Origin of the sequence: Streptomyces sp. NPDC004667 (assembly GCF_040609475.1) — a bacterium.
Classification (GTDB): Bacteria; Actinomycetota; Actinomycetes; order Streptomycetales; family Streptomycetaceae; genus Streptomyces.
In genome coordinates this window covers 38,877-56,845 of sequence record NZ_JBEXKC010000051.1, presented here as the reverse complement: position 1 = coordinate 56,845, position 17,969 = coordinate 38,877, and the positions used below count along the sequence as shown (strand labels likewise).

The following is a 17,969-nucleotide window of genomic DNA, read 5'->3' as shown; positions in this document are numbered from 1 at the left end:
TGAGGATCGCCAGCCGCAGCATCGACCCCCAGGCGAAGAACCCGCAGCTGAGGAGCGGCAGCGCCGTGAACTGCACGCGCAGCGTCATCTCGCCCGGCGATGGTGCCGGTGCCGGTGCCGGTGCCGGTGCCGGTGCCGGTGCCGACGCCGGTGTCCGTGCCCGTATCGGTACCCGTACCGGCACCCGTATCGGTACCGGTACGCGTGACCGTGCCGGTGTCGGCGGCGGTGACGGTACCCGTGTTGGCGGCGACGGGTGCGCCGGAGGAGCCCGCCGGGTGTCCGGGAGCCGTGGCGTTCGCCGAGGGGACGAACCAGAGGGCGGCGAGGAGGGTGGTCGCTCCGAGAGCGGTGAGCAGCGGTCGAGGTGCGGACACGGTGCGATCCCCCTTGCGGAAGCAGCGAATTGGCCGTGTGGGCAGATGCTAGTGAAAGGGGCGGGTCGTGGGAAAGTCGAGGCTGTCACGGGCTTACTCTCCGTCGTATGAACCCTTCTGAGACATCACGATACGTACGGCTTCGGGTGGATTTGGTCCTCGAAGTGTCCGACTCGGACGCCCTGATCGGCGCCGCCCTCACCCACATCAAGGCCGACGAGTTCATGCCGGACGAGGAGCGGGGCCACGCCGAGTCGGCCGTGCGCGAGGACGAATGCGAGGCGCTGGCCTACCTGGTGGACCCCACCGACCTGGTCGCGGAACTGGCAGGAGTCGAGCTGGCGCAGGCATCTTGGAGCAGCGAACCGGTCGAATACGACCCCGAGTCGCTGGAGTGGGACCTGGACGAGGAAGATGGTGACTTCGAGGAAGAGGCCGACAACGTCTGACCGTGGGGTTGCACACATCCGAACGGAATGTGGAACCGTTCCACGTCGTAACGCGTTGTCAGGACGAGCAGGGGGTTGATCCCCCCTGCCCGGCCCGATCCCGGGAATGCAGCCTCGGGGTTTCCGGCAACGATGGAGTGACGTGTGAGGACGTACAGCAAGCGGCGGCGAAGGTCCCTGGTGGCCGTGTCCGCCGTGCTCGGTGGCGTACTGATGCTTTCGGCCTGCAACGACGGGGGCAGCGAGAAGGCAACGGACGGCTCGGGAACGGGCAAGTCGCAGGCGGACGTGGACGCCGCGGCGGCCAAGGACACCTCCAAGGCCCGAATAGCCATCACGCCCAAGGACGGCGCGACCAACGTCGGACTGAACGACGCCACGAACGTCACCGTCAGCGACGGGAAGCTCACCAAGGTCGAGCTCAAGTCCACGGAGGGCGGCGCGGTCGCGGGCAAGATCTCCGCCGACGGCAAGAGCTGGAAGCCGGACGGCGCGCTGAAGCGCTCGACGAAGTACAGCCTCGCGGCGACCGCGAAGGACGAGGCCGGGCGCGAGGCGCACGAGAACACCTCCTTCACGACGGTCTCCCCGGAGAACAGCTTCGTCGGCTCGTTCATCCCGGACGAGGGCGAGACGGTCGGCGTGGGCATGCCGGTGTCGATCACCTTCAACAAGCCGATCAAGGACATGAAGGCCGTGCAGGCGGCCATCACGGTCTCCTCCACCAGCGGCCAGGAAGTCGTCGGCCACTGGTTCGGCAACCAGCGTCTGGACTTCCGCCCGGAGCAGTACTGGCAGGCCAACTCCACCGTCACGCTGAAGCTGGCGCTGGAAGGCGTCCAGGGTGCTCCCGGCATCCAGGGCGTGCAGAACAAGACCGTCACCTTCAAGATCGGCCGGAGCCAGGTCTCCACGGTCGACACGAAGACCAAGAAGATGACGGTCACCCGGGACGGGCAGGTCCTCAAGACCATCCCGATCTCGGCGGGCTCCCCGGACAACCCGACCTACAACGGTCAGATGGTGATCTCCGAGAAGTTCAAGGAGACCCGGATGGACGGCTCCACTGTCGGCTTCAAGAACAGTGAGGGCAAGGGCGAGTACGACATCAAGGACGTCCCGCACGCGATGCGGCTGTCCACGTCGGGCACCTTCATCCACGGCAACTACTGGGGATCGGACTCGATCTTCGGCAGCGTGAACACCAGCCACGGCTGTGTCGGTCTGAACGACACCAAGGGTGCCAACGACCCCGACACCGCCGGTTCCTGGTTCTTCGAGAACTCGCTCATCGGCGACGTGGTCACCGTGACCAACTCCCCGGACAAGACCATCAAGCCCGACAACGGCCTCAACGGCTGGAACATGAGCTGGGCGGAGTGGAAGGCCGGTCCCTCGGCCTGAGCCGAACCGACCTGACCGACGGCGTGAGACGGACGGCGGGGAGCCCCACACGGGCTCCCCGCCGTCCGTCTTTTCTTCTCATGGGACTCTTACCCGGGACTTATCCGGCCATCAGAGCACCCACCTACTTTCGGCCGCATGTTCTTCACCTACCTCCGGCGCGAGTTGCGCCGCCGCCGGAAGGCCGCGCTCGTCGTCGCCTCCGGGCTCGCCCTCGGCATCGCCCTCGTCATCGTGGTCACCTCCGTCTCGGCCGGCATGAACGCCGCCCAGGACAAGGTCCTCCAGTCGCTCTACGGCCTCGGCACGGACATGACCGTCACCAAGGCCCAGACCCCGCCGGGCGAGAACGGACAACCCTCCAGGCCCCGCTTCCAGTTCGACGCCAAGGGCGAGGGCGACGCGAACGCGGACGCCGAGCAGAGCCACGACATCGTGATGCCGCAGGGCTTCCAGACCCTCGACGCGGCCACCGTCGGCAAGGTGTCCGGCCAGGACGGGGTCGCGCAGGCCGTGGGCGGCCTCAGCCTCCAGGTGATGAAGGTCAACGGCCAGTTCAAGCGCGGCGAGTTCCGGGGCGCCCAGGGCGGCAAGGGCACCGGCGGCGGCCGGGGCGGCGCCGGCGGCCAGGGCGGCGCGGGTGGCGGCCAGGGCGGGACGGTCGAGGGCGGCGGCGCCAACTTCGACGTCAACTCCTTCTCCGTCTACGGCGCGGACGTGGCGCACCCCGCGCTCGGCCCGCTCACCACCTCCAAGATCACCTCGGGTCGCACCTTCCAGGCCGGTGAGACCGACACCGCCGTCGCCGTCGTGGACAGCGCCTACGCCTCCCAGAACAAGCTCGCCGTGGACTCCACGCTGACCATCAAGAACACCCCGTTCAAGGTCATCGGCATCGCCACCGCCGACAGCGGCGACGCCACCGCCAACGTCTACGTCCCGCTCAAGCAGGCCCAGACCCTCGCCGGAGCCGCCGACAAGATCACCACGGTCTACGTCCAGGCCAAGGACTCCCAGGCCATCGGCTCCGTCAAGCAGGCCATCCAGAAGAACGTCCCCGACACCACCGTCACCACCTCCGCCGACCTCGCGGACACCGTCTCCGGCTCCCTCTCCACGGCCTCCTCGCTGGCCTCCACCGTCGGCAAGTGGCTCTCGTACACCGTCCTCGCCGCGGCCTTCCTCGTCGCCGGCCTGCTCACCTCCTCCGCCGTCTCCCGCCGCGTCAGGGAGTTCGGCACCCTCAAGGCACTCGGCTGGAAGAGCAGCCGCGTCACCCGCCAGGTCGCCGGAGAAGCCCTGGTCAACGGCCTGATCGGCGGAGTGCTCGGGATCGGCGTCGGACTCGCCGCCGCCTACGCCATCACCGCGATCAGCCCCAGCCTCACCGCACAGCTCGCGGGCGGAGGCGGCGGCCGCGGGGCGGGCGGCTTCGGCGGCGGGGGCCGGATGTTCGGCGCCGCCCGCCACACGGCCGGCAAGGCCGTGGACGTGGCGCTCACCGCTCCCGTCTCGCTCGCCACCATCGGCCTGGCCGTCGCCCTCGCGGTGGCCGGAGGCCTCGTCGCGGGCGGCTTCGGCGGCTGGCGCGCCTCCCGGCTGCGGCCCGCGGACGCCCTGCGCCGCGTCGAGTAGCCCGCACGGCGGCCCGCGCCGGCGACCGGAGCCGGCGCGCCCGCTCCCGTCCGCGCCCGCCCGCGCCCTGCCGGGTCCGCGCCCTGCCGGGTCCGCGCCCTGCCGGGTCCGCGCCCGTCCGTACGGGCCACGCACGTGGCCGCGTACCTCCACAGCAACCGAGGGAACCAGATGTACCAGCTCACCGGAGTCACCAAGCGCTACCGGCGCGGCAAGGAAACCATCGACGCGCTCGCCGGCGTCGACCTGACCATCGAGGACGGCGGCCGGCTCGTCATCCAGGGCCCCACCGGCGGCGGCAAGTCCACCCTGCTCCAGATGCTCGGCGCGCTCGACCGGCCCACGGCGGGACAGGTCGTCCTCGACGGACTCGACCTGGCCGCCGTCTCCGAGGCCCGCCTGACCCGGGTCCGCGCCGAGAACATCGGCTTCGTCTTCCAGTCCTTCAACCTCATCCCGACCCTCACCGCCCAGGAGAACGTCGAGACGGCCCTCGTCCCCCTCGGCCTCAAGGCCGGCGAGCGGCGCGCACGGGCCGCCGAGGCCCTGGAGTCGGTGGGGCTGGGCGAACGCATGGGCCACCTGCCCAGCGAGATGTCCGGCGGCCAGCAGCAGCGCGTCGCCATCGCACGGGCCCTCGTCAAGAAGCCCAAGGTGCTCCTCGCCGACGAGCCCACCGGCAACCTCGACGAATCCATGCGCGACGAGATCATGGACCTGCTCGAAGGGCTCTGGAAGGAGCACGGCCTGACCTTCGTGATGGTCACCCACGACAGCGCGCTCGCCCGCCGGGCGCCCCGCCTGGCGACCATCCGGCACGGCCGGGTGACCATCACCGAAAACCCCTGAACCGGCCGGTGGGGCACGGCTTAGGGTCCGGGTATGACGAAGATCCACACGCTGTCCGTGCCCCCGACCGACGCCGAGGTGGACGCCTGGTGGGCGGTCCAGGTCGCCGCCCACGCCGCCGACGCCACGGCCCTGCCCGGTCTGCCCCCGCCCGCCCGGGTGGAGGCCGCCGGGCGGTTGCGCGTACCGCCCGTCCGCGGCCGGCTGTGCCACTGGGTCACCGAGGACGGCGACGGGCACGCGTCCCTGCTGCTCTTCACCGAACCGGGCAACACGCACACCGCGTTCCTGGAGGAGCTGACCGTACGGCCCGACGCGCGCCGGCGGGGGGTGGGCACGGCCCTGTGGCAGCGGATCCGCGAGGAACTGCGGGAGCAGGGCCGCACCTCGATCGCCACCGTCGCCGACACCGGCGGCCCCGGCCGGGCCTTCGCCGAGTCCCTCGGCTTCGAGAACGTGCTGCCGATCGGCTGGTACGTCCAGGAGCTCCCGCAGACCGCCCCCGAAGTCCCGGCCACCCCCGGCTACGAACTCCTGACCTGGTCCGGCGTGGTCCCCGACGCCTGGGCCCCGGCCACCGCCGTCGCCCACGCGGCGATGGAGGACGCCCCGAGCGGGGACAGCGACGAGCAGTTCCAGAGCTGGACGCCCGAGCGGGTGCGGGCCGCGCAGCAGCTGGTCCTGGACCGGGGCGGGGACATCACCGTCGTCGCGGCCGTCACCCCGGCCGGGGAGGTCGCCGCGTACACCGTGCTCGTCCTGCCGGACCCGCACGGCCCGCGCGCCCTCCAGTACGACACCGTCGTCGTCCCGGCGCACCGGGGACACGGCCTGGGACGGGCGGTCAAGCTGCGGATGCTCGCCGAGGCCGCCGCCCGCCACCCGGGGCTGCGCCGCATCGGCACCACCGTGGCCGACGGGAACGCCCCGATGCTCGCCGTGAACGCTGCCCTCGGCTACCGGCACGAGCGGGACGTGGGGCTCTTCCAGCTCAAGCTCTGACGCTCGGGGCGGGTCCGGTCGGCCCGGCCCCGCCCCTCGGCCCCCTCAGCCCCGCCCCTCGGGCCCCTCAGCCCTGCTGCTCGGCCGCCGCCGACGTGGCCGCCGACGTGGCCGCCGACGCGGCGGCGCTCCGCGACGGCGCCGTCCACGACGACAGCATCCGCAACGCGTCCGCCGAGGGCGAGCCCGGCTCGGCGTGGTACGTCACCAGGAACTGCGCCGGGTCGTCGGGCAGCGTCAGCGTCTCGAACGACAGCGACAGCTCACCCACCAGCGGGTGCCGCAGCCGCTTCACCCCGTGCGTCTTGTTGTCCGCCACCGTGTGCGCCGCCCACAGCCGCCGGAACTCCTCGTTCTTCACCGACAGCTCACCCACCAGCGCGGAGAGCTGCTCGTCGTCCGGGAACTGGCCGGCGTACATGCGCAGGTTGCTGACCACCTCGCACGCCCTGCACTCCCACTCCGAGTACAGCTCGGCCGTGGCCGGATCCAGGAACACCAGCCGCACCAGGTTCCGCTCGGCCGGCGGCAGCGCCCCGAAGTCCCCGAAGACGGCCGCGGCGAGCGGGTTCCAGCCGATGACGTCCTGCCGCCGCCCCACCAGGTACGCCGGCACCCCCTCCATCGCCTCCAGCAGCGAACGCAGCCCCGGCCGGACCTGCTGCGGGCGCCGGGCCCGGCTGCGCCGGTTGCGGGTGCGCGGACTCGCCAGGTGGCTCAGGTGCGCCGACTCCGCGCCGTCCAGGCGCAGCGCCCGCCCGATGGCGTCCAGCACCTCGGCGGACACGTTCTGGCCGTGCCCCTGCTCCAGGCGCGTGTAGTACGCCACCGACACCCCGGCCAGCTGGGCCAGCTCCTCACGGCGCAGCCCCGGCACCCGGCGGTGACGCCCGTAGTCGGGCAGACCCACGTCCTCGGGGCGCAGGCGGGCACGGCGGGTCCGCAGGAACTCTCCCAGTTCGGCACGCTGATCAAGGTGGTCCATACCGAAAGTATCCCCGCCGGGGGGTCCGGACGCGGGGCCGAGCCTGACCCCGCCAGGGGTAGGTTCAGCAGTCCTAGGTTCGGCAGGGGGCTGGGTCGCCCGCCCCCGGTGCGGCATCGTGGCGTCCATCGCAGCACGGACGCCACGGCCCGCCCCGATCGGGCCGGCCGGGCGTCCTCGTCCCAGGAAAGAGCCCCCTCATGTCCGTCACCCAGGTCGCCGCCTACGCCGCCCCCGCCCCCAAGGCCCCGCTGGAGCGCACCACCGTGCCGCGCCGCCCGGTGGGCGAGCACGACGTCCTCATCGACATCAAGTACGCCGGCATCTGCCACTCCGACATCCACCAGGCCCGCGACGGCTGGGGCGAGGGCATCTTCCCGATGGTCCCGGGCCACGAGATAGCCGGCGTCGTCGCCGAGGTCGGCCCGGGCGTCACCCGGTTCGCGGTCGGGGACCGGGTGGGCGTCGGCTGCATCGTCGACAGCTGCCGCGCGTGCGAGCAGTGCCTGGCCGGCCAGGAGCAGTACTGCGCCGAGGGCATCACCGGCACGTACAACGCCATCGGCCGGGACGGCGAGCCCACGTACGGCGGTTACTCCACCCACGTCGTCGTCGACGAGAACTACACCGTCCGCATCCCCGACGGCCTCGCCCTCGACATCGCCGCCCCGCTGCTGTGCGCCGGCATCACCCTCTACTCCCCGCTGCGCCACTGGCAGGCGGGCCCCGGCAAGAAGGTCGCCGTCGTCGGCCTCGGCGGCCTCGGCCACATGGGCGTGAAGATCGCGAACGCGCTCGGCGCGGAGGTCACCGTCCTGTCGCAGAGCCTGCGCAAGCAGGAGGACGGCCTGCGGCTGGGCGCCTCCCACTACTACGCGACGAGCGACGAGACCACCTTCGAGAAGCTCGCCGGCAGCTTCGACCTGATCCTCTCCACCGTCTCGGCGCCGCTCCCGCTGGACGCGTACCTGCGCCTGCTGAAGGTCGACGGCGCGTTCGTGAACGTCGGCGCCCCGGAGGAGCCGGTCTCGCTGAACCTGTTCTCCGTCATCGGCGGCCGCAAGACCCTCGCCGGATCGATGATCGGCGGCATCGCCGAGACCCAGGAGATGCTGGACTTCTGCGCCGAGCACGGGCTGGGCGCGGAGATCGAGGTGATCGCCGCCGAGCAGGTCAACGAGGCGTACGAGCGGGTGCTGGCCAGCGACGTCCGCTACCGCTTCGTCATCGACACCGCGACGATCTGACACGCGGTCCGTAAGGTGACACCGGCCCCCGCCACGCGGCGGGGGCCGGTGTCACATGTTCTTCATGCCCCGTGCATGGCCCTCACGGCTCCCGGCTGCCGATGATCTGGTCACCGACCGTCCGAAGACCGGGAGTTCGAGATGCCCAGCCGCCGTCACTTCCTCGCCGGGTCCGCGGCCACCGTCGGCCTCGCCACCCTGCCCCGGCTCCCGGCAGCGGCAGCGGCACCGGCTGCCGCCGCGGCCACCGCGCAGCCGCTCCCGAACCTCGTGGTGGTCCTGGCCGACGACCTCGGCTACGGCGACCTCGGCGCGTACGGCCAGAAGCTGATCACCACCCCGCGCATCGACCGCCTCGCCGCCGAAGGCCTGCGCTTCACCGACGCCTACGCCGCGGCCGCCGTCTGCGCCCCCTCCCGCGCCGCACTCCTGACCGGCCTGCACACCGGCCACGCACCCGTGCGGGCCAATCCCGACAGCGGCGGCCAGGGCGCCCTGCGCGACGGGGACACCACCGTCGCGGAAGTGCTGCGCGCCCGCGGCTACCGCACGGGCCTGTTCGGCAAGTGGGGCTTCGGCCCCGAGGCCGCCGACCAGCCCAGCCACCCGGGCGCACGCGGCTTCGAGGAGTTCTACGGGTACATCGACCACGGGCACGCCCACGAGTACCGCCCCGCCTACCTCTGGCACAACGCCGCCAAGGAACCGCTGGCGGCGGGCACCTACGCCCCCGAGGCCATCGCCGCCCGCGCCCTGGACTTCATCGACGCGCACGCCGCGGGCCCCGACCCTTTCCTCCTCTTCCTCACCCCGAACCTCCCGCACGCGCCCAGCGACATCCCCGACGTCGGCCCGTACGCCTCCCGGAGCTGGTCGCAGTCCAACAAGGCGCACGCGGCGCAGATCAGCCTCCTCGACGCGCAGGTCGGCGCGGTCGTGGACCGGCTGCGGGCGCACGGCATCGCGGAACGCACGGTGGTGCTGGTCGCCTCCGACAACGGCCCGCACGAGGAGGGCGGGGTGGACCCCGACCTGTTCGACGCAAACGGCCCGCTGCGCGGCTACAAGCGCAACCTCTACGAGGGCGGCGTACGGGTCCCGCTGATCGCCTGGGGTCCCGGGCGGATCGCGGCGGGCACCACCAGCTCCCGCCCCACCCCCCTGTACGACCTCCTGCCCACCCTCGCCGACCTGGCGGGCGCCCCCGCCCCCTCGGACACCGACGGCCTCTCCGCGGCCCCCGTCCTCGCCGGCACGCCCGCGCTCGCCCCGCTCCACGGGCACCTGTACTGGTACCGGGACGAGCAGGGCGTCACCGCCCGCGCCAACGCGCAGGACGCGGGCCGGGCGAAACGGGTGGCGGAGGCGGTCCGCCAGGGCCGCTGGAAGGGCGTACGGTTCGCCCCCGCGCGGGACCGCTCCGCCCCCGACGCACAGTGGCAGTTCGAGCTCTACGACCTCGCGGCGGACCCCGGGGAGCAGCGCGACGTGGCGGCGGCGAACCCGTCGGTGGTGGCCTCCCTGACCACCCTGCTGCGCTCCTCCTGGGCCGATTCCCACCCGCGCCGCGCATGGGGCCTGACGCTCACCTCGGACGGGGTCAACCTCACCACCCGGCTGGCCAACGGCACCGCCCGCGCCTGGACGGACGTACGGGTGGAACCGGCGCTCCCGGCGGGCTGGACGGCGGTCCCCGCCGGCCCGGCCACGGCGGCCTCCCTGGCCCCGGGGGCCACGCTGACCACGCTCTGGACGGTCACCGCCCCCGGGACGGCGTCCGGCCCGGTGACGGCGACCGCGACCACCTCGGAGTTCCGCTTCACGGCCTCGACCCGCTTCACCCCCCTCCCGGCCCCGCCCACGGCCGACGCCTACCTCAGCGACCTGCCCTGGGTCTCGGCCGCCAACGGCTGGGGCCCGGTCGAACGGGACCGCTCCAACGGCCGCAAGGAGGCGGGCGACGGCACCCCGATCGCCTTCGGCGGCGTCACGCACGCCAAGGGCCTGGGCGTGCACGCCCCCTCGGAGGTCGTCTACCACCTCGGCGGCCGCGCGGACCGCTTCACGGCGCTGGTCGGCATCGACGACTTCTCGAAGAACCAGTCGGCGGCCGGAGCCACCCGCGCACTCGTCCGCGCCGACGGCCGCACCCTCCACACGACCGGCACGCTGACCGCGGCCACGGGCCCGGTGGCCCTGGACGTGGACGTCCGCGACGTCCGCCTCCTCCACCTGGTGGTCGAGGACGCCAACGGCAACTCCGCCTTCGACCACACCTCCTGGGCCCGCGCCCACATCACGGTCCGCTGACGGGCGGGGTCACTCGGCGGAGGCCACGCCGATCGGGCAGGAGACGCCCGTGCCGCCGATGCCGCAGTAGCCCGCCAGATTCTTGTCGAGGTACTGCTAGTGGTGTCACTTCTCTTTGCGTAGAATTAGTGACTCTTCGTAAAGGGGTGGGAAGTGAACGAAGCAGCACCGGTGATCCCGGTTGTCTCGTACGCGCGTATCTCCGCCGACACGGCCAGGGACGGCCATGGCGTCGAGGACCAGCACAAGGTGAACGGGGAGACGGCGGCCCGTCTCGGCTGGACGATCGTGCACCGCTACACCGACAACGACCTGTCGGCGGCGAAGGCGGGTGTGGTGCGCCCGGATTTCGAGGCCATGGTGAAGGCGCTCAAGTCAGGGCACATGCCGGACGGGCAGCCCGTACGCGGCGTCATCGTCGTCGCGGACGACCGGCTCACTCGCAGAGCCGGAGACTACGAGCGGTTCGTGGACGCGCTCACGTACGAGGAAGGGCGCGTCTACGCCGACGCCAAGGGGTCGAAGAACCTCTACAGCGAGGATGTGGAGTCCATGGGCCTCTTGGGCGTCGTCATCTCCAAGATGGAGGTGCGCAAGATGCAGCGGCGTGCACGCCGCTCGCACCGCGCCCGCGCCGAGCTGGGCATCCCGGTGGGCGGGAAACGCCCCTTCGGCTGGCAGGACGACAAGCTCACGCTGGAGCCCGAGGAAGCGGCGTGGCTGGCGAAGGGCGCCCGTGAGGTGATCGCGGGCAAGTCCCTGCACTCGATCCTCCGGGAGTGGCGGGAGGCCGGCGTCCGCACGATCAACGACAAGGAGTGGGCGAGCCGTTCGCTGAAGCTCGCACTCTGGAACCCGCGGCTGTGTGGCTGGCGGAAGCACAACGGAGAGCTGGTCCGCGACGCCAACGGCGTTCCGGTGATGGGCCGTTGGGAGCCCGTCATCACGCCGAAGGAGTGGATGGCCATCGACGCCGTCTTCTCGGCCCGCGTCGGCCCCAACCTGAAGTCCGACGGAACGGTCACGGACTACCGCACCCCGTCGTACCTGCTGACCGGAATCCTCCGATGCGGAAAGCCCGGTGGGGACGGCCAGATCTGTAACTCGCCCCTCCGCGCAACCGCGCGGCCGGATCTCTCCGGCGGCTATCTCTACCAGTGTCCCAGCAAGGAAATGGGCGGTTGCGGTGGCACAGGACGCAATGGTGCCAAGATTGACGAATTCATCACGGAGGCGGTTCTGGCGAAGCTGGAGGAACGGGCAGCCAGGACGGCGCATGTGGATGAGAAATGGGCGGGGGAAGACGAACTGGACCGCTTGACACGGAAGCAGCGCAAGCTGTTCCAGGCTTGGCAGGAGGACCAGATCTCGGATGAGTTGTTCTTCCCTGAGAACCAGAGGATGGAATCTCGGGTCAAGGAACTACGTGCGGACCGCACGCGCCACGTTCTCAACCAGCAGCGTGCAGCCGAGGTCACCGGCGACGTACGCGAGCGCTGGAGCTCCGGCAGGCTGGACCTGGCGCAGAGGCGCACCTTGATCAGGGAGGCACTGCACGCGGTGATCGTCCTGCCGGTGGGCGGCGGAGGTCGACGCCCCTTCAACCCTGACCTGCTGGTCCCGAAGTGGCGCGACTGGCAGTGAGCTGAAACGGAAAGGGGCATGGCCATCCGTCTGGTGCCCCTTCGTTCGTCTGATGACAAACTCGCCGTAGCCGGTGCCCGGCACGCCAAGGGCGACAGCGTCGCAGCCATTGCAAAGGCCCTGGGGATCGGTCGTACCACGTTGACCGCCACCTGGGAGAGAGCGCCTGAGACAGGCGCACACGGACGCAGGCAGGCCCTCGGCGTACGCCGGGGGCCGCTGTCATGCACTGGCCTACTGGGAGGGACAGGCCAGGTCCGGAGCAGAGCGGTTCGGCGAGCACGTCACAAGAGCGACGGAGTGGAAGACGGTGCCCTGCAGGTAGTGGCCGAGGGACACGTCTCCTCCCCAGGTGAGCCGCTCGACCGCACTCTTCACCAGGAGAACCAGCCTGGTCACTTCCCGATCCTGCTCAGAGGCGAACCGGGGTGCGAACTCTGCGAGCTGAAGGCCCAGCCACTCGCCGGCCTCCTTGGGCTCCTCCCACGTCCCTCGGATCATCAAGGGCGGTTTCACCAGCCAGTTCGCCGTCTGGATCGGAGGGAGTTCGGTAGTCGGAAAGACTGCCACGGCTTCCCGGTACCGGTCGTGCACCTCTTGCTCACTGGTCGCCGCCGGAGCCCGGCCGGGCGGTCTGCGGACGCTCTCCCTGTCGAACGTCTTCTTCTCCCCCACCCATGCGTAACCGTGGTGGTGCACCGCTGCTCCGTTCCGAGAGATGACGACGGCCCCGCCCGTCGGCGTGAGGGCAGGGCCGTCAGTTCAGGTGGTGCTGTGGATCAGGCGGAGAGGTCGAACCGCGCGGGGTCGATACCCGCCGCGTCCAGCTCCGCCGTAGTGAAGCGCAGCGGCTCGGCGTCCAGGCGTTTGCTGTCGCCCATTGCCCACGCGTCCGGCCCGATCTTCGCGAGGGTCACGCACGCCTCGCCGTCCGGGTGGGTGTTGCCTCCGCACGCCTTGTTGAAGTGGGCTCCGGAGATGTCGAGTCCGTACAGGTCGGTCATCTGGTCCTCCTTGATTCAGGTGGAAAGGGCACCGCTGTCTTGCTCGCGGTGTGTCCGGGTGCTTCGCAGTGCCGCTGCGATCTGCTCGACGTGAGCAGCGGGGATCGAGCCCAGGTGCACGGGCGGCTCGCCTCGGGGAGTCACCTGCGGGCGTATCACCGCGTAGGCGCTCTCCGGTAGGCACAGGGAGGCGAGCACCTCGCGCATGGCATCGGAGGCGTTTAGGGCCGCTGTGCGTCCGTCTCTCCAGGTCTGCATGTCCACTACCGCACCCCGAAGTGCTTCTTGGGGTGCGCGGTCAGCTCGACGTTGCAGTCCGAGATGGCAGACAGGTCCCCGGCGCCGTACGCCTCTGTGCGCTGCTTCGTGAGGGCGGCGCAAACATCGCAGCCCGGCGCAGGTGCAGGGGGTGTGCGGGGGAGGGACAGTTGAACCGGCGGGTCCATCGTGGTGCTGGGGCTGCTCACTGGGATTCCCTCCCTCGGGGATGTCGGCACCGCTGATGCTTCACCCGCTGAGCAGCCCGTTCTAGGGTCTTTCCTGTTGGGGCAAGAATCCGTCCCGGATGCCCTCGACCAGGGTTCTCATGACGTCGCCATAGACCGCCACCGCGGCAAACCGTTCGAAGGTTTCGAGGTAGAGCCGGACGTCCTTCGGGTCGCGGGTGGTGACCTCGGAGTGGAACGTTTCCACGATGACGAGACGGTCGTCGTGGAGGCTGAAGCAGGTCATCGGGAAGTCGGGCATCCGGCGGTCGGACGGCACGACACCCAGCGAGACGTTCGGCAGGCGGGACACAGACACGAGCCGGTCCAACTGAAGAGCCATGACGACGGGCTCGCTGATGCGCCACCGGAGTACGTGCTCGCAGATCAGGAAGCGGAAGGACCTGCCCGGTTCGTACAGGACGGATTGCCGTTCGAGGCGGGCCGCCACGGTCTTGGCCCTGGTCTCCTCCGGAAGCGCCGGAGGCAGGGAGAAGACGGCAGAGGCGTACTCGGGTGTCTGGAGGAGTCCAGGGACGAGCTGGCCCTGGAAGAGCCTGAGTGTGGTGGTGCCGGCCTCGATGGCCCGGATGGTCTTCTGGTGCTTCCACGGGCCCATACGGCGCAGCAGGCGCCATGCGGTGGCCTCGGTGGCTTCAGCGCGGGCGGCTGCCAGGAACTCTTCCTTGACCTCCTGGCTCACGCCTATGGCGGTGAGGACCAGGTCCACATCCTGGACGGTCGGTCGTACCTTGCTCGTCTCGATCTTCGAGAGCTTCCCGGCAGACATGGAAGCCCTACGGGCCACGGCGTCACCCGTGAATCCGGATGCATCGCGCAGCGCCCGCAGGGCTTTCCCGATCGAGTCGGCGGTCAGTGGTGCCGCTCCCAGTAGTCCGCGAACGGCACCGCTTCGGCCAGGGCGCGGTCTCGGTAGACCTGATACTCGGCAAGGCAGTGGGCAGGAAGCAGGTCGGCGCCGATGAACGCACCTTCGGGCGTGTAGTGCATCCGGTACACGTCCTGGTCATCGAACAACCAGAAGTCGTGATCGGGCAGATCGGCAACCTCCTGGTCGGCCTGGTCGATGATGCCGATGGTCTCGCCGGCCGTGATGTTGCCCGGGTAGGCGGCCAGTTCGTACCGCAGGTAGTCGGTCAACGGAGACCTGAACACGTGGACGCGCGAGACCTCCTTGCCCTTGTCGGTCATCGACCGTACCCACGGGTTGTCGTCCCAGTCAGGGCCCATGTCCCCGCCTGCCAGGAAGCGTTCGAACTCCTCGCGCTCCTCCTCCACGCTGTAGACGGTGAGCGTCTCCAGTCGAAAGGCGCTTCGCTCGAAGGTCTCGAAGAGCCGGCTGAACTCGTCACTTGCGAGCACGGAAGTACTCCTCCAGCACCGCGGCCGGGACCACGACGGCGGTCTCACCCTCGGGCAGGTCGAGCTGCGCCAGCCGCTCGGGGTCAGTGATGACGTAGCCCTGCACTACATAGTCCTTGGCGTCCTCAGTACCCCACAGCGTCGGGCACGTTCCGTTCCTGCACTCCGGGCCACCGGACAGCTTCCGCAGCATCCTCGCCCCCACATGTCGGCGTACGCCTGTCGTGTTCGATGTTCCCGAGTGAGGCGCAGCGAGGTCAACGGCTGATCTTTTCCATAACAGGAAAGCCCGTCCCTCGACTTCGGCGCTTCGTAGCGATGGGTTGTCACTCTGAAGCTTCAGGGTGTCCAGGTGGGTAGTAGTACCTGTTGCGGTCGCGTGGGGGCTGGTCAGGCCGCCACTGCCAGATGGACCGGCGATGGCGGCGGTGAAGATCACGGTGAAGACGCAGTCGTGTGAGCCACCGCATTGGCTTCTTTGAGGTGTCCTGGACGTATAGCGGCGTTGCCACGATGAGCCGCGGGACGAATTGCGACTCCGGGATGTGGAGATCTACCCGGGCCAACCCTTGCACCCGCGCACGATGCTGCGGTGCGTGGTGGCCTTCAATCACGTTGAACACCCATCGCGCCACCTGCTCAGGACGATTGACGCGTGATACGGCCAGGGCTTCCGCCGTAAGCGCTTCGGGGATGTCAGTTCGCCCGCGTCCATCTGCATCGTTGATCTTGAGGATCAGGTCATGCAGCCACGCGGTACCTGATCCCATCCTTCCTGCCGTTGCGGTTTTCTTGAGCAGGTGCTCGGTGGAACCGCACAACATCAGGTCAACGGGAGTTCCATCTGGACTTCGATCACTTCGCAAGGAGCCGAAGAAGAGCACAACGTCGTCCAGGTCGGGGAGATCGCTGTCCCCATGGGAGGTGCTCCATCCCATCTCAACGTCGAAAACGATCCACTCACCAGTCGTGAGCCCCGGAGCGTAGAAGTGGGCTGCCTCACGCTCAAGCTGGCGCCGCACCTGGCGAAGCCTGTGGAGCTCGGTGTCGGTCGGAGTCCGTGGTGGCGCGGATGAGACTGCCACTGTTGCAACCTGTAGATCGACTTCGGCGTTCACCGTCGGTAGGCGGCGTGCGGGACGTTCGGGGAAGAACGCCTCCAGCCTGCGCCGCGAGAAGTAGATGATGTTGTTCAACCGCATTACATGCCCCACAGGCTTAGCGGGCTCCCCGTGAGCCACGGTGCTCAAGTACCCACCGACCAGTCACGGTCAATCGTCGGGGAGCCAGCCTGCTCATGCTCACATCACGTGGCTGTCAGTCTCCGGCTGGAGCGATGCCGATCGGGCAGGCCACGCCCGTGCCGCCGATGCCGCAGTAGCCGTTAATGTTGCGGTCGAGGTACTGCTGGTGGTACGGCTCCGCCGGCCAGAAGGGGCGGTCCGACGCAGGGAGGACGGCCGTGGTGATCTCGCCGTAGCCCGAGGCGGTGAGGACGCGCTGGTAGGCGTCGCGGGAGGCCTCCGCCGTGGCCTGCTGGGCGGGGGAGTGGGTGTAGAGCGCCGAGCGGTACTGGGTGCCGACGTCGTTGCCCTGGCGGAAGCCCTGCGTGGGGTCGTGGGACTCCCAGAACAGCTTCAGGAGCGTCTCGTAGGAGACCAGGGCCGGGTCGAAGACCACCCGGACGACCTCGGTGTGGCCGGTCTGGCCCGAGCACACCTCCTCGTACTCCGGGTTCTCGGTGAAGCCGCCCTGGTAGCCGACGAGGGTGGTCCACACCCCCGGGGTCTGCCAGAACTTGCGCTCCGCGCCCCAGAAACAGCCGAGGGCGAAGTCGGCGACCTCCAGGTGCGCCGGGTAGGGGCCGGCGAGCGGGTTGCCGAGGACCGTGTGGCGCTCGGGCAGGGAGAACTGCGCGTGGGCGCGGCCCTTCAGGGCCTCCTCGCGGGTGGGCAGCTCGGGCGTGCGGCGGTACGAGAACATGGGGATTCCCTCCTTGTACGTCCCTCAACGGTCCGGGGCCGGGAGGGATTCCCGGCCCCGGACCCCGCACGAACCCGTCAGTGGGGGAGGGTCGCCGGGGAGCCGCCGTTGGCCTCGTAGCCGGCCACCGCCATGGCCCGGCACACCGCGTACGAGGCCGCCGGGTCCGGCGAGGCCGACCACGGCAGGGCGCCCACGCAGCCGTCCACGTGCCGGACCTGCTCCATCGCCTCCGCCCACCGCTCCATGTTCACCAGGAACAGCAGCAGCAGGTGCCGTACGTGCGCCAGCATCGGGTCGTCGGGCCGCGCCGTGTGCACCGCGTACAGCGCGCCCTCCACCGCCCGCGTGACGACCGCGCTCTGCCAGAAACTGCCGACCAGGACCACGTCGGGCAGGTGCTCGTACACCGCGAAGAGCGGGAGCGCCGCCAGCAGCGAGCCCTGCGGCGCGCGGGCCGCCGCCGCGTGCGAGAAGGCGTCGGCCTTCTCCCGCGAACCGTGCCACTTCTCGCACCAGTAGTGCAGGGCCGCCAGGTGCGCGCCCATGTGCGTCGGGGCCACGTCCATCACCTTGGCCCACAGCGCGTCGAACTCGGCCTCCGAGTACCCCAGCGCCCGTGCGACCGCCAGCTCCGTGATGAAGGGGACCGGGTCGCCCGGGGCCAGCAGGGCCGCCTTGCGGCAGGCGTCGCGGGCCTCCTCCACGATGATCCGGTGGTCGTCGGAGCCCACCCCGCCCGAGTGCCGCCACGCCTGCTGCACCAGCAGCTCCGCGTGCACCTGCGCGCCGCCCGCGTCCTTCTCCTGCTCCAGCCGCCACCCCTTGAGCCAGACCGCGCCGGTCCCGGGCTGCCGTACGAGTTCCAGCGCGGCCGCCCCGCCGAAGGCCTGCACCCGCTGCCAGCGCCGTTCGCCGTCCTTCGGGGTGCCGGAGAGCAGCGCGGACGCCGCCTTCCAGCTGCCGGTGCGCTGGACGTTCTCCAGCGCGTCCATCAGGTCCCGGTCCGGCCCCGGCACCCGGATGTCCAGGTCCTCCTGGCGCGCGAAGCCGTAGTCCGCCGGGTCGGCGGCGTCGGGGCTGCCGGGCGCGACCATCCGCGGGCCGCCACCGCCGCGCCTGGCCCGTACGAACTGGAACGTCATGGCCGCGGCCAGGGCGAGCCCCATCAGGACCCAGATCATCTGCATGCCCTCCAGCGAACCAGACGGG

General features: G+C 70.4%; 17 protein-coding genes and 2 pseudogenes. 8 read left to right on the top strand and 11 right to left on the bottom strand.

Annotated features, from left to right (window positions below):
• A pseudogene (locus ABZW32_RS25710) lies at positions 1-377 on the bottom strand (hypothetical protein); the annotation flags it as partial.
• A gap of 164 nt (positions 378-541) precedes the next feature.
• On the opposite strand from ABZW32_RS25710, the gene ABZW32_RS25705 reads away from it, so the two are divergent.
• The 5 genes from ABZW32_RS25705 to ABZW32_RS25685 all read left to right on the top strand — a co-directional run bounded on the left by ABZW32_RS25705 (position 542) and on the right by ABZW32_RS25685 (position 5,716).
• Positions 542-826, top strand: coding sequence for a hypothetical protein (locus ABZW32_RS25705; RefSeq protein WP_356219823.1), 285 nt, complete (start codon positions 542-544; stop codon positions 824-826).
• Positions 827-970: 144 nt separating this feature from the next.
• Entirely contained in the window at positions 971-2,230 is a 1,260-nt protein-coding gene (locus ABZW32_RS25700) for an Ig-like domain-containing protein (RefSeq protein ID WP_356219820.1), read from the top strand.
• A 138-nt stretch (positions 2,231-2,368) separates the two neighbouring features.
• Positions 2,369-3,865: an ABC transporter permease gene (locus ABZW32_RS25695; RefSeq protein WP_356219817.1), complete on the top strand. Its 1,497-nt coding sequence runs from the start codon at positions 2,369-2,371 to the stop codon at positions 3,863-3,865.
• A gap of 171 nt (positions 3,866-4,036) precedes the next feature.
• Entirely contained in the window at positions 4,037-4,714 is a 678-nt protein-coding gene (locus ABZW32_RS25690; protein WP_356219814.1) for an ABC transporter ATP-binding protein, read from the top strand.
• A 33-nt stretch (positions 4,715-4,747) separates the two neighbouring features.
• Positions 4,748-5,716, top strand: a complete 969-nt coding sequence (locus ABZW32_RS25685; protein ID WP_356219811.1) for a GNAT family N-acetyltransferase — start codon at positions 4,748-4,750, stop codon at positions 5,714-5,716.
• A 67-nt stretch (positions 5,717-5,783) separates the two neighbouring features.
• On the opposite strand, the gene ABZW32_RS25680 is transcribed toward ABZW32_RS25685, so the two are convergent.
• Positions 5,784-6,701, bottom strand: a complete 918-nt coding sequence (locus tag ABZW32_RS25680) for a helix-turn-helix transcriptional regulator (protein ID WP_356219808.1) — start codon at positions 6,699-6,701, stop codon at positions 5,784-5,786.
• Positions 6,702-6,901: 200 nt separating this feature from the next.
• On the opposite strand from ABZW32_RS25680, the gene ABZW32_RS25675 reads away from it, so the two are divergent.
• Together ABZW32_RS25675 and ABZW32_RS25670 are read left to right on the top strand one after the other, a co-directional pair.
• Entirely contained in the window at positions 6,902-7,948 is a 1,047-nt protein-coding gene (locus tag ABZW32_RS25675) for an NAD(P)-dependent alcohol dehydrogenase (protein WP_356219805.1), read from the top strand.
• Between the two features lie 141 nt (positions 7,949-8,089).
• Positions 8,090-10,258, top strand: a complete 2,169-nt coding sequence (locus ABZW32_RS25670) for a sulfatase-like hydrolase/transferase (protein ID WP_356219803.1) — start codon at positions 8,090-8,092, stop codon at positions 10,256-10,258.
• Positions 10,259-10,267: 9 nt separating this feature from the next.
• On the opposite strand, the pseudogene ABZW32_RS25665 reads toward ABZW32_RS25670, so the two are convergent.
• Positions 10,268-10,363: pseudogene (locus ABZW32_RS25665) on the bottom strand (peptide-methionine (S)-S-oxide reductase); the annotation flags it as partial.
• Between the two features lie 48 nt (positions 10,364-10,411).
• Between ABZW32_RS25665 and ABZW32_RS25660 the strand changes: the two are divergent.
• Positions 10,412-11,902 carry a recombinase family protein gene (locus tag ABZW32_RS25660; RefSeq protein WP_356219800.1) on the top strand — a complete coding sequence of 497 codons (1,491 nt, stop codon included), beginning with the start codon at positions 10,412-10,414 and terminating at the stop codon, positions 11,900-11,902.
• A gap of 234 nt (positions 11,903-12,136) precedes the next feature.
• Here the strand turns inward: ABZW32_RS25660 and ABZW32_RS25655 are convergent, their stop codons facing one another.
• The 8 genes from ABZW32_RS25655 to ABZW32_RS25620 all read right to left on the bottom strand — a co-directional run bounded on the left by ABZW32_RS25655 (position 12,137) and on the right by ABZW32_RS25620 (position 17,947).
• The gene (locus tag ABZW32_RS25655) at positions 12,137-12,601 is read right to left on the bottom strand and encodes a hypothetical protein (RefSeq protein ID WP_356219797.1); all 465 of its coding nucleotides are present in this window, start codon (positions 12,599-12,601) and stop codon (positions 12,137-12,139) included.
• Between the two features lie 80 nt (positions 12,602-12,681).
• A complete protein-coding gene (locus ABZW32_RS25650) occupies positions 12,682-12,906 on the bottom strand; it encodes a DUF397 domain-containing protein (protein WP_356219794.1) in 225 nt (74 codons plus the stop codon).
• Between the two features lie 263 nt (positions 12,907-13,169).
• Positions 13,170-13,373: a hypothetical protein gene (locus ABZW32_RS25645; protein WP_356219792.1), complete on the bottom strand. Its 204-nt coding sequence runs from the start codon at positions 13,371-13,373 to the stop codon at positions 13,170-13,172.
• Positions 13,374-13,434: 61 nt separating this feature from the next.
• Positions 13,435-14,241 (bottom strand): helix-turn-helix transcriptional regulator, encoded by an 807-nt coding sequence (locus ABZW32_RS25640; RefSeq protein WP_356219832.1) that lies wholly within the window; start codon positions 14,239-14,241, stop codon positions 13,435-13,437.
• A 23-nt stretch (positions 14,242-14,264) separates the two neighbouring features.
• Positions 14,265-14,774 (bottom strand): DUF6879 family protein, encoded by a 510-nt coding sequence (locus ABZW32_RS25635; RefSeq protein WP_356219789.1) that lies wholly within the window; start codon positions 14,772-14,774, stop codon positions 14,265-14,267.
• Between the two features lie 326 nt (positions 14,775-15,100).
• On the bottom strand, positions 15,101-15,970 hold the full coding sequence (locus tag ABZW32_RS25630) for an SAVMC3_10250 family protein (RefSeq protein WP_356219786.1): 870 nt from the start codon (positions 15,968-15,970) through the stop codon (positions 15,101-15,103).
• 121 nt (positions 15,971-16,091) lie between these two features.
• Positions 16,092-16,757, bottom strand: a complete 666-nt coding sequence (gene msrA, locus ABZW32_RS25625) for a peptide-methionine (S)-S-oxide reductase MsrA (RefSeq protein WP_356219784.1) — start codon at positions 16,755-16,757, stop codon at positions 16,092-16,094.
• A 77-nt stretch (positions 16,758-16,834) separates the two neighbouring features.
• A complete protein-coding gene (locus ABZW32_RS25620) occupies positions 16,835-17,947 on the bottom strand; it encodes a hypothetical protein (protein WP_356219781.1) in 1,113 nt (370 codons plus the stop codon).
• Positions 17,948-17,969: the final 22 nt, after the last annotated feature.

Bases quoted from the DNA above. Each gene is read 5' to 3' on its own strand.
- ABZW32_RS25695 (WP_356219817.1), top strand. From the start codon at position 2,369: ATGTTCTTCACCTACCTCCGGCGCGAGTTGCGCCGCCGCCGGAAGGCC.
- ABZW32_RS25690 (WP_356219814.1), top strand. From the start codon at position 4,037: ATGTACCAGCTCACCGGAGTCACCAAGCGCTACCGGCGCGGCAAGGAA.
- ABZW32_RS25685 (WP_356219811.1), top strand. From the start codon at position 4,748: ATGACGAAGATCCACACGCTGTCCGTGCCCCCGACCGACGCCGAGGTG.
- ABZW32_RS25680 (WP_356219808.1), bottom strand. From the start codon at position 6,701: ATGGACCACCTTGATCAGCGTGCCGAACTGGGAGAGTTCCTGCGGACC.
- ABZW32_RS25675 (WP_356219805.1), top strand. From the start codon at position 6,902: ATGTCCGTCACCCAGGTCGCCGCCTACGCCGCCCCCGCCCCCAAGGCC.
- ABZW32_RS25670 (WP_356219803.1), top strand. From the start codon at position 8,090: ATGCCCAGCCGCCGTCACTTCCTCGCCGGGTCCGCGGCCACCGTCGGC.
- ABZW32_RS25650 (WP_356219794.1), bottom strand. From the start codon at position 12,906: ATGACCGACCTGTACGGACTCGACATCTCCGGAGCCCACTTCAACAAG.
- msrA (WP_356219784.1), bottom strand. From the start codon at position 16,757: ATGTTCTCGTACCGCCGCACGCCCGAGCTGCCCACCCGCGAGGAGGCC.
- ABZW32_RS25620 (WP_356219781.1), bottom strand. From the start codon at position 17,947: ATGCAGATGATCTGGGTCCTGATGGGGCTCGCCCTGGCCGCGGCCATG.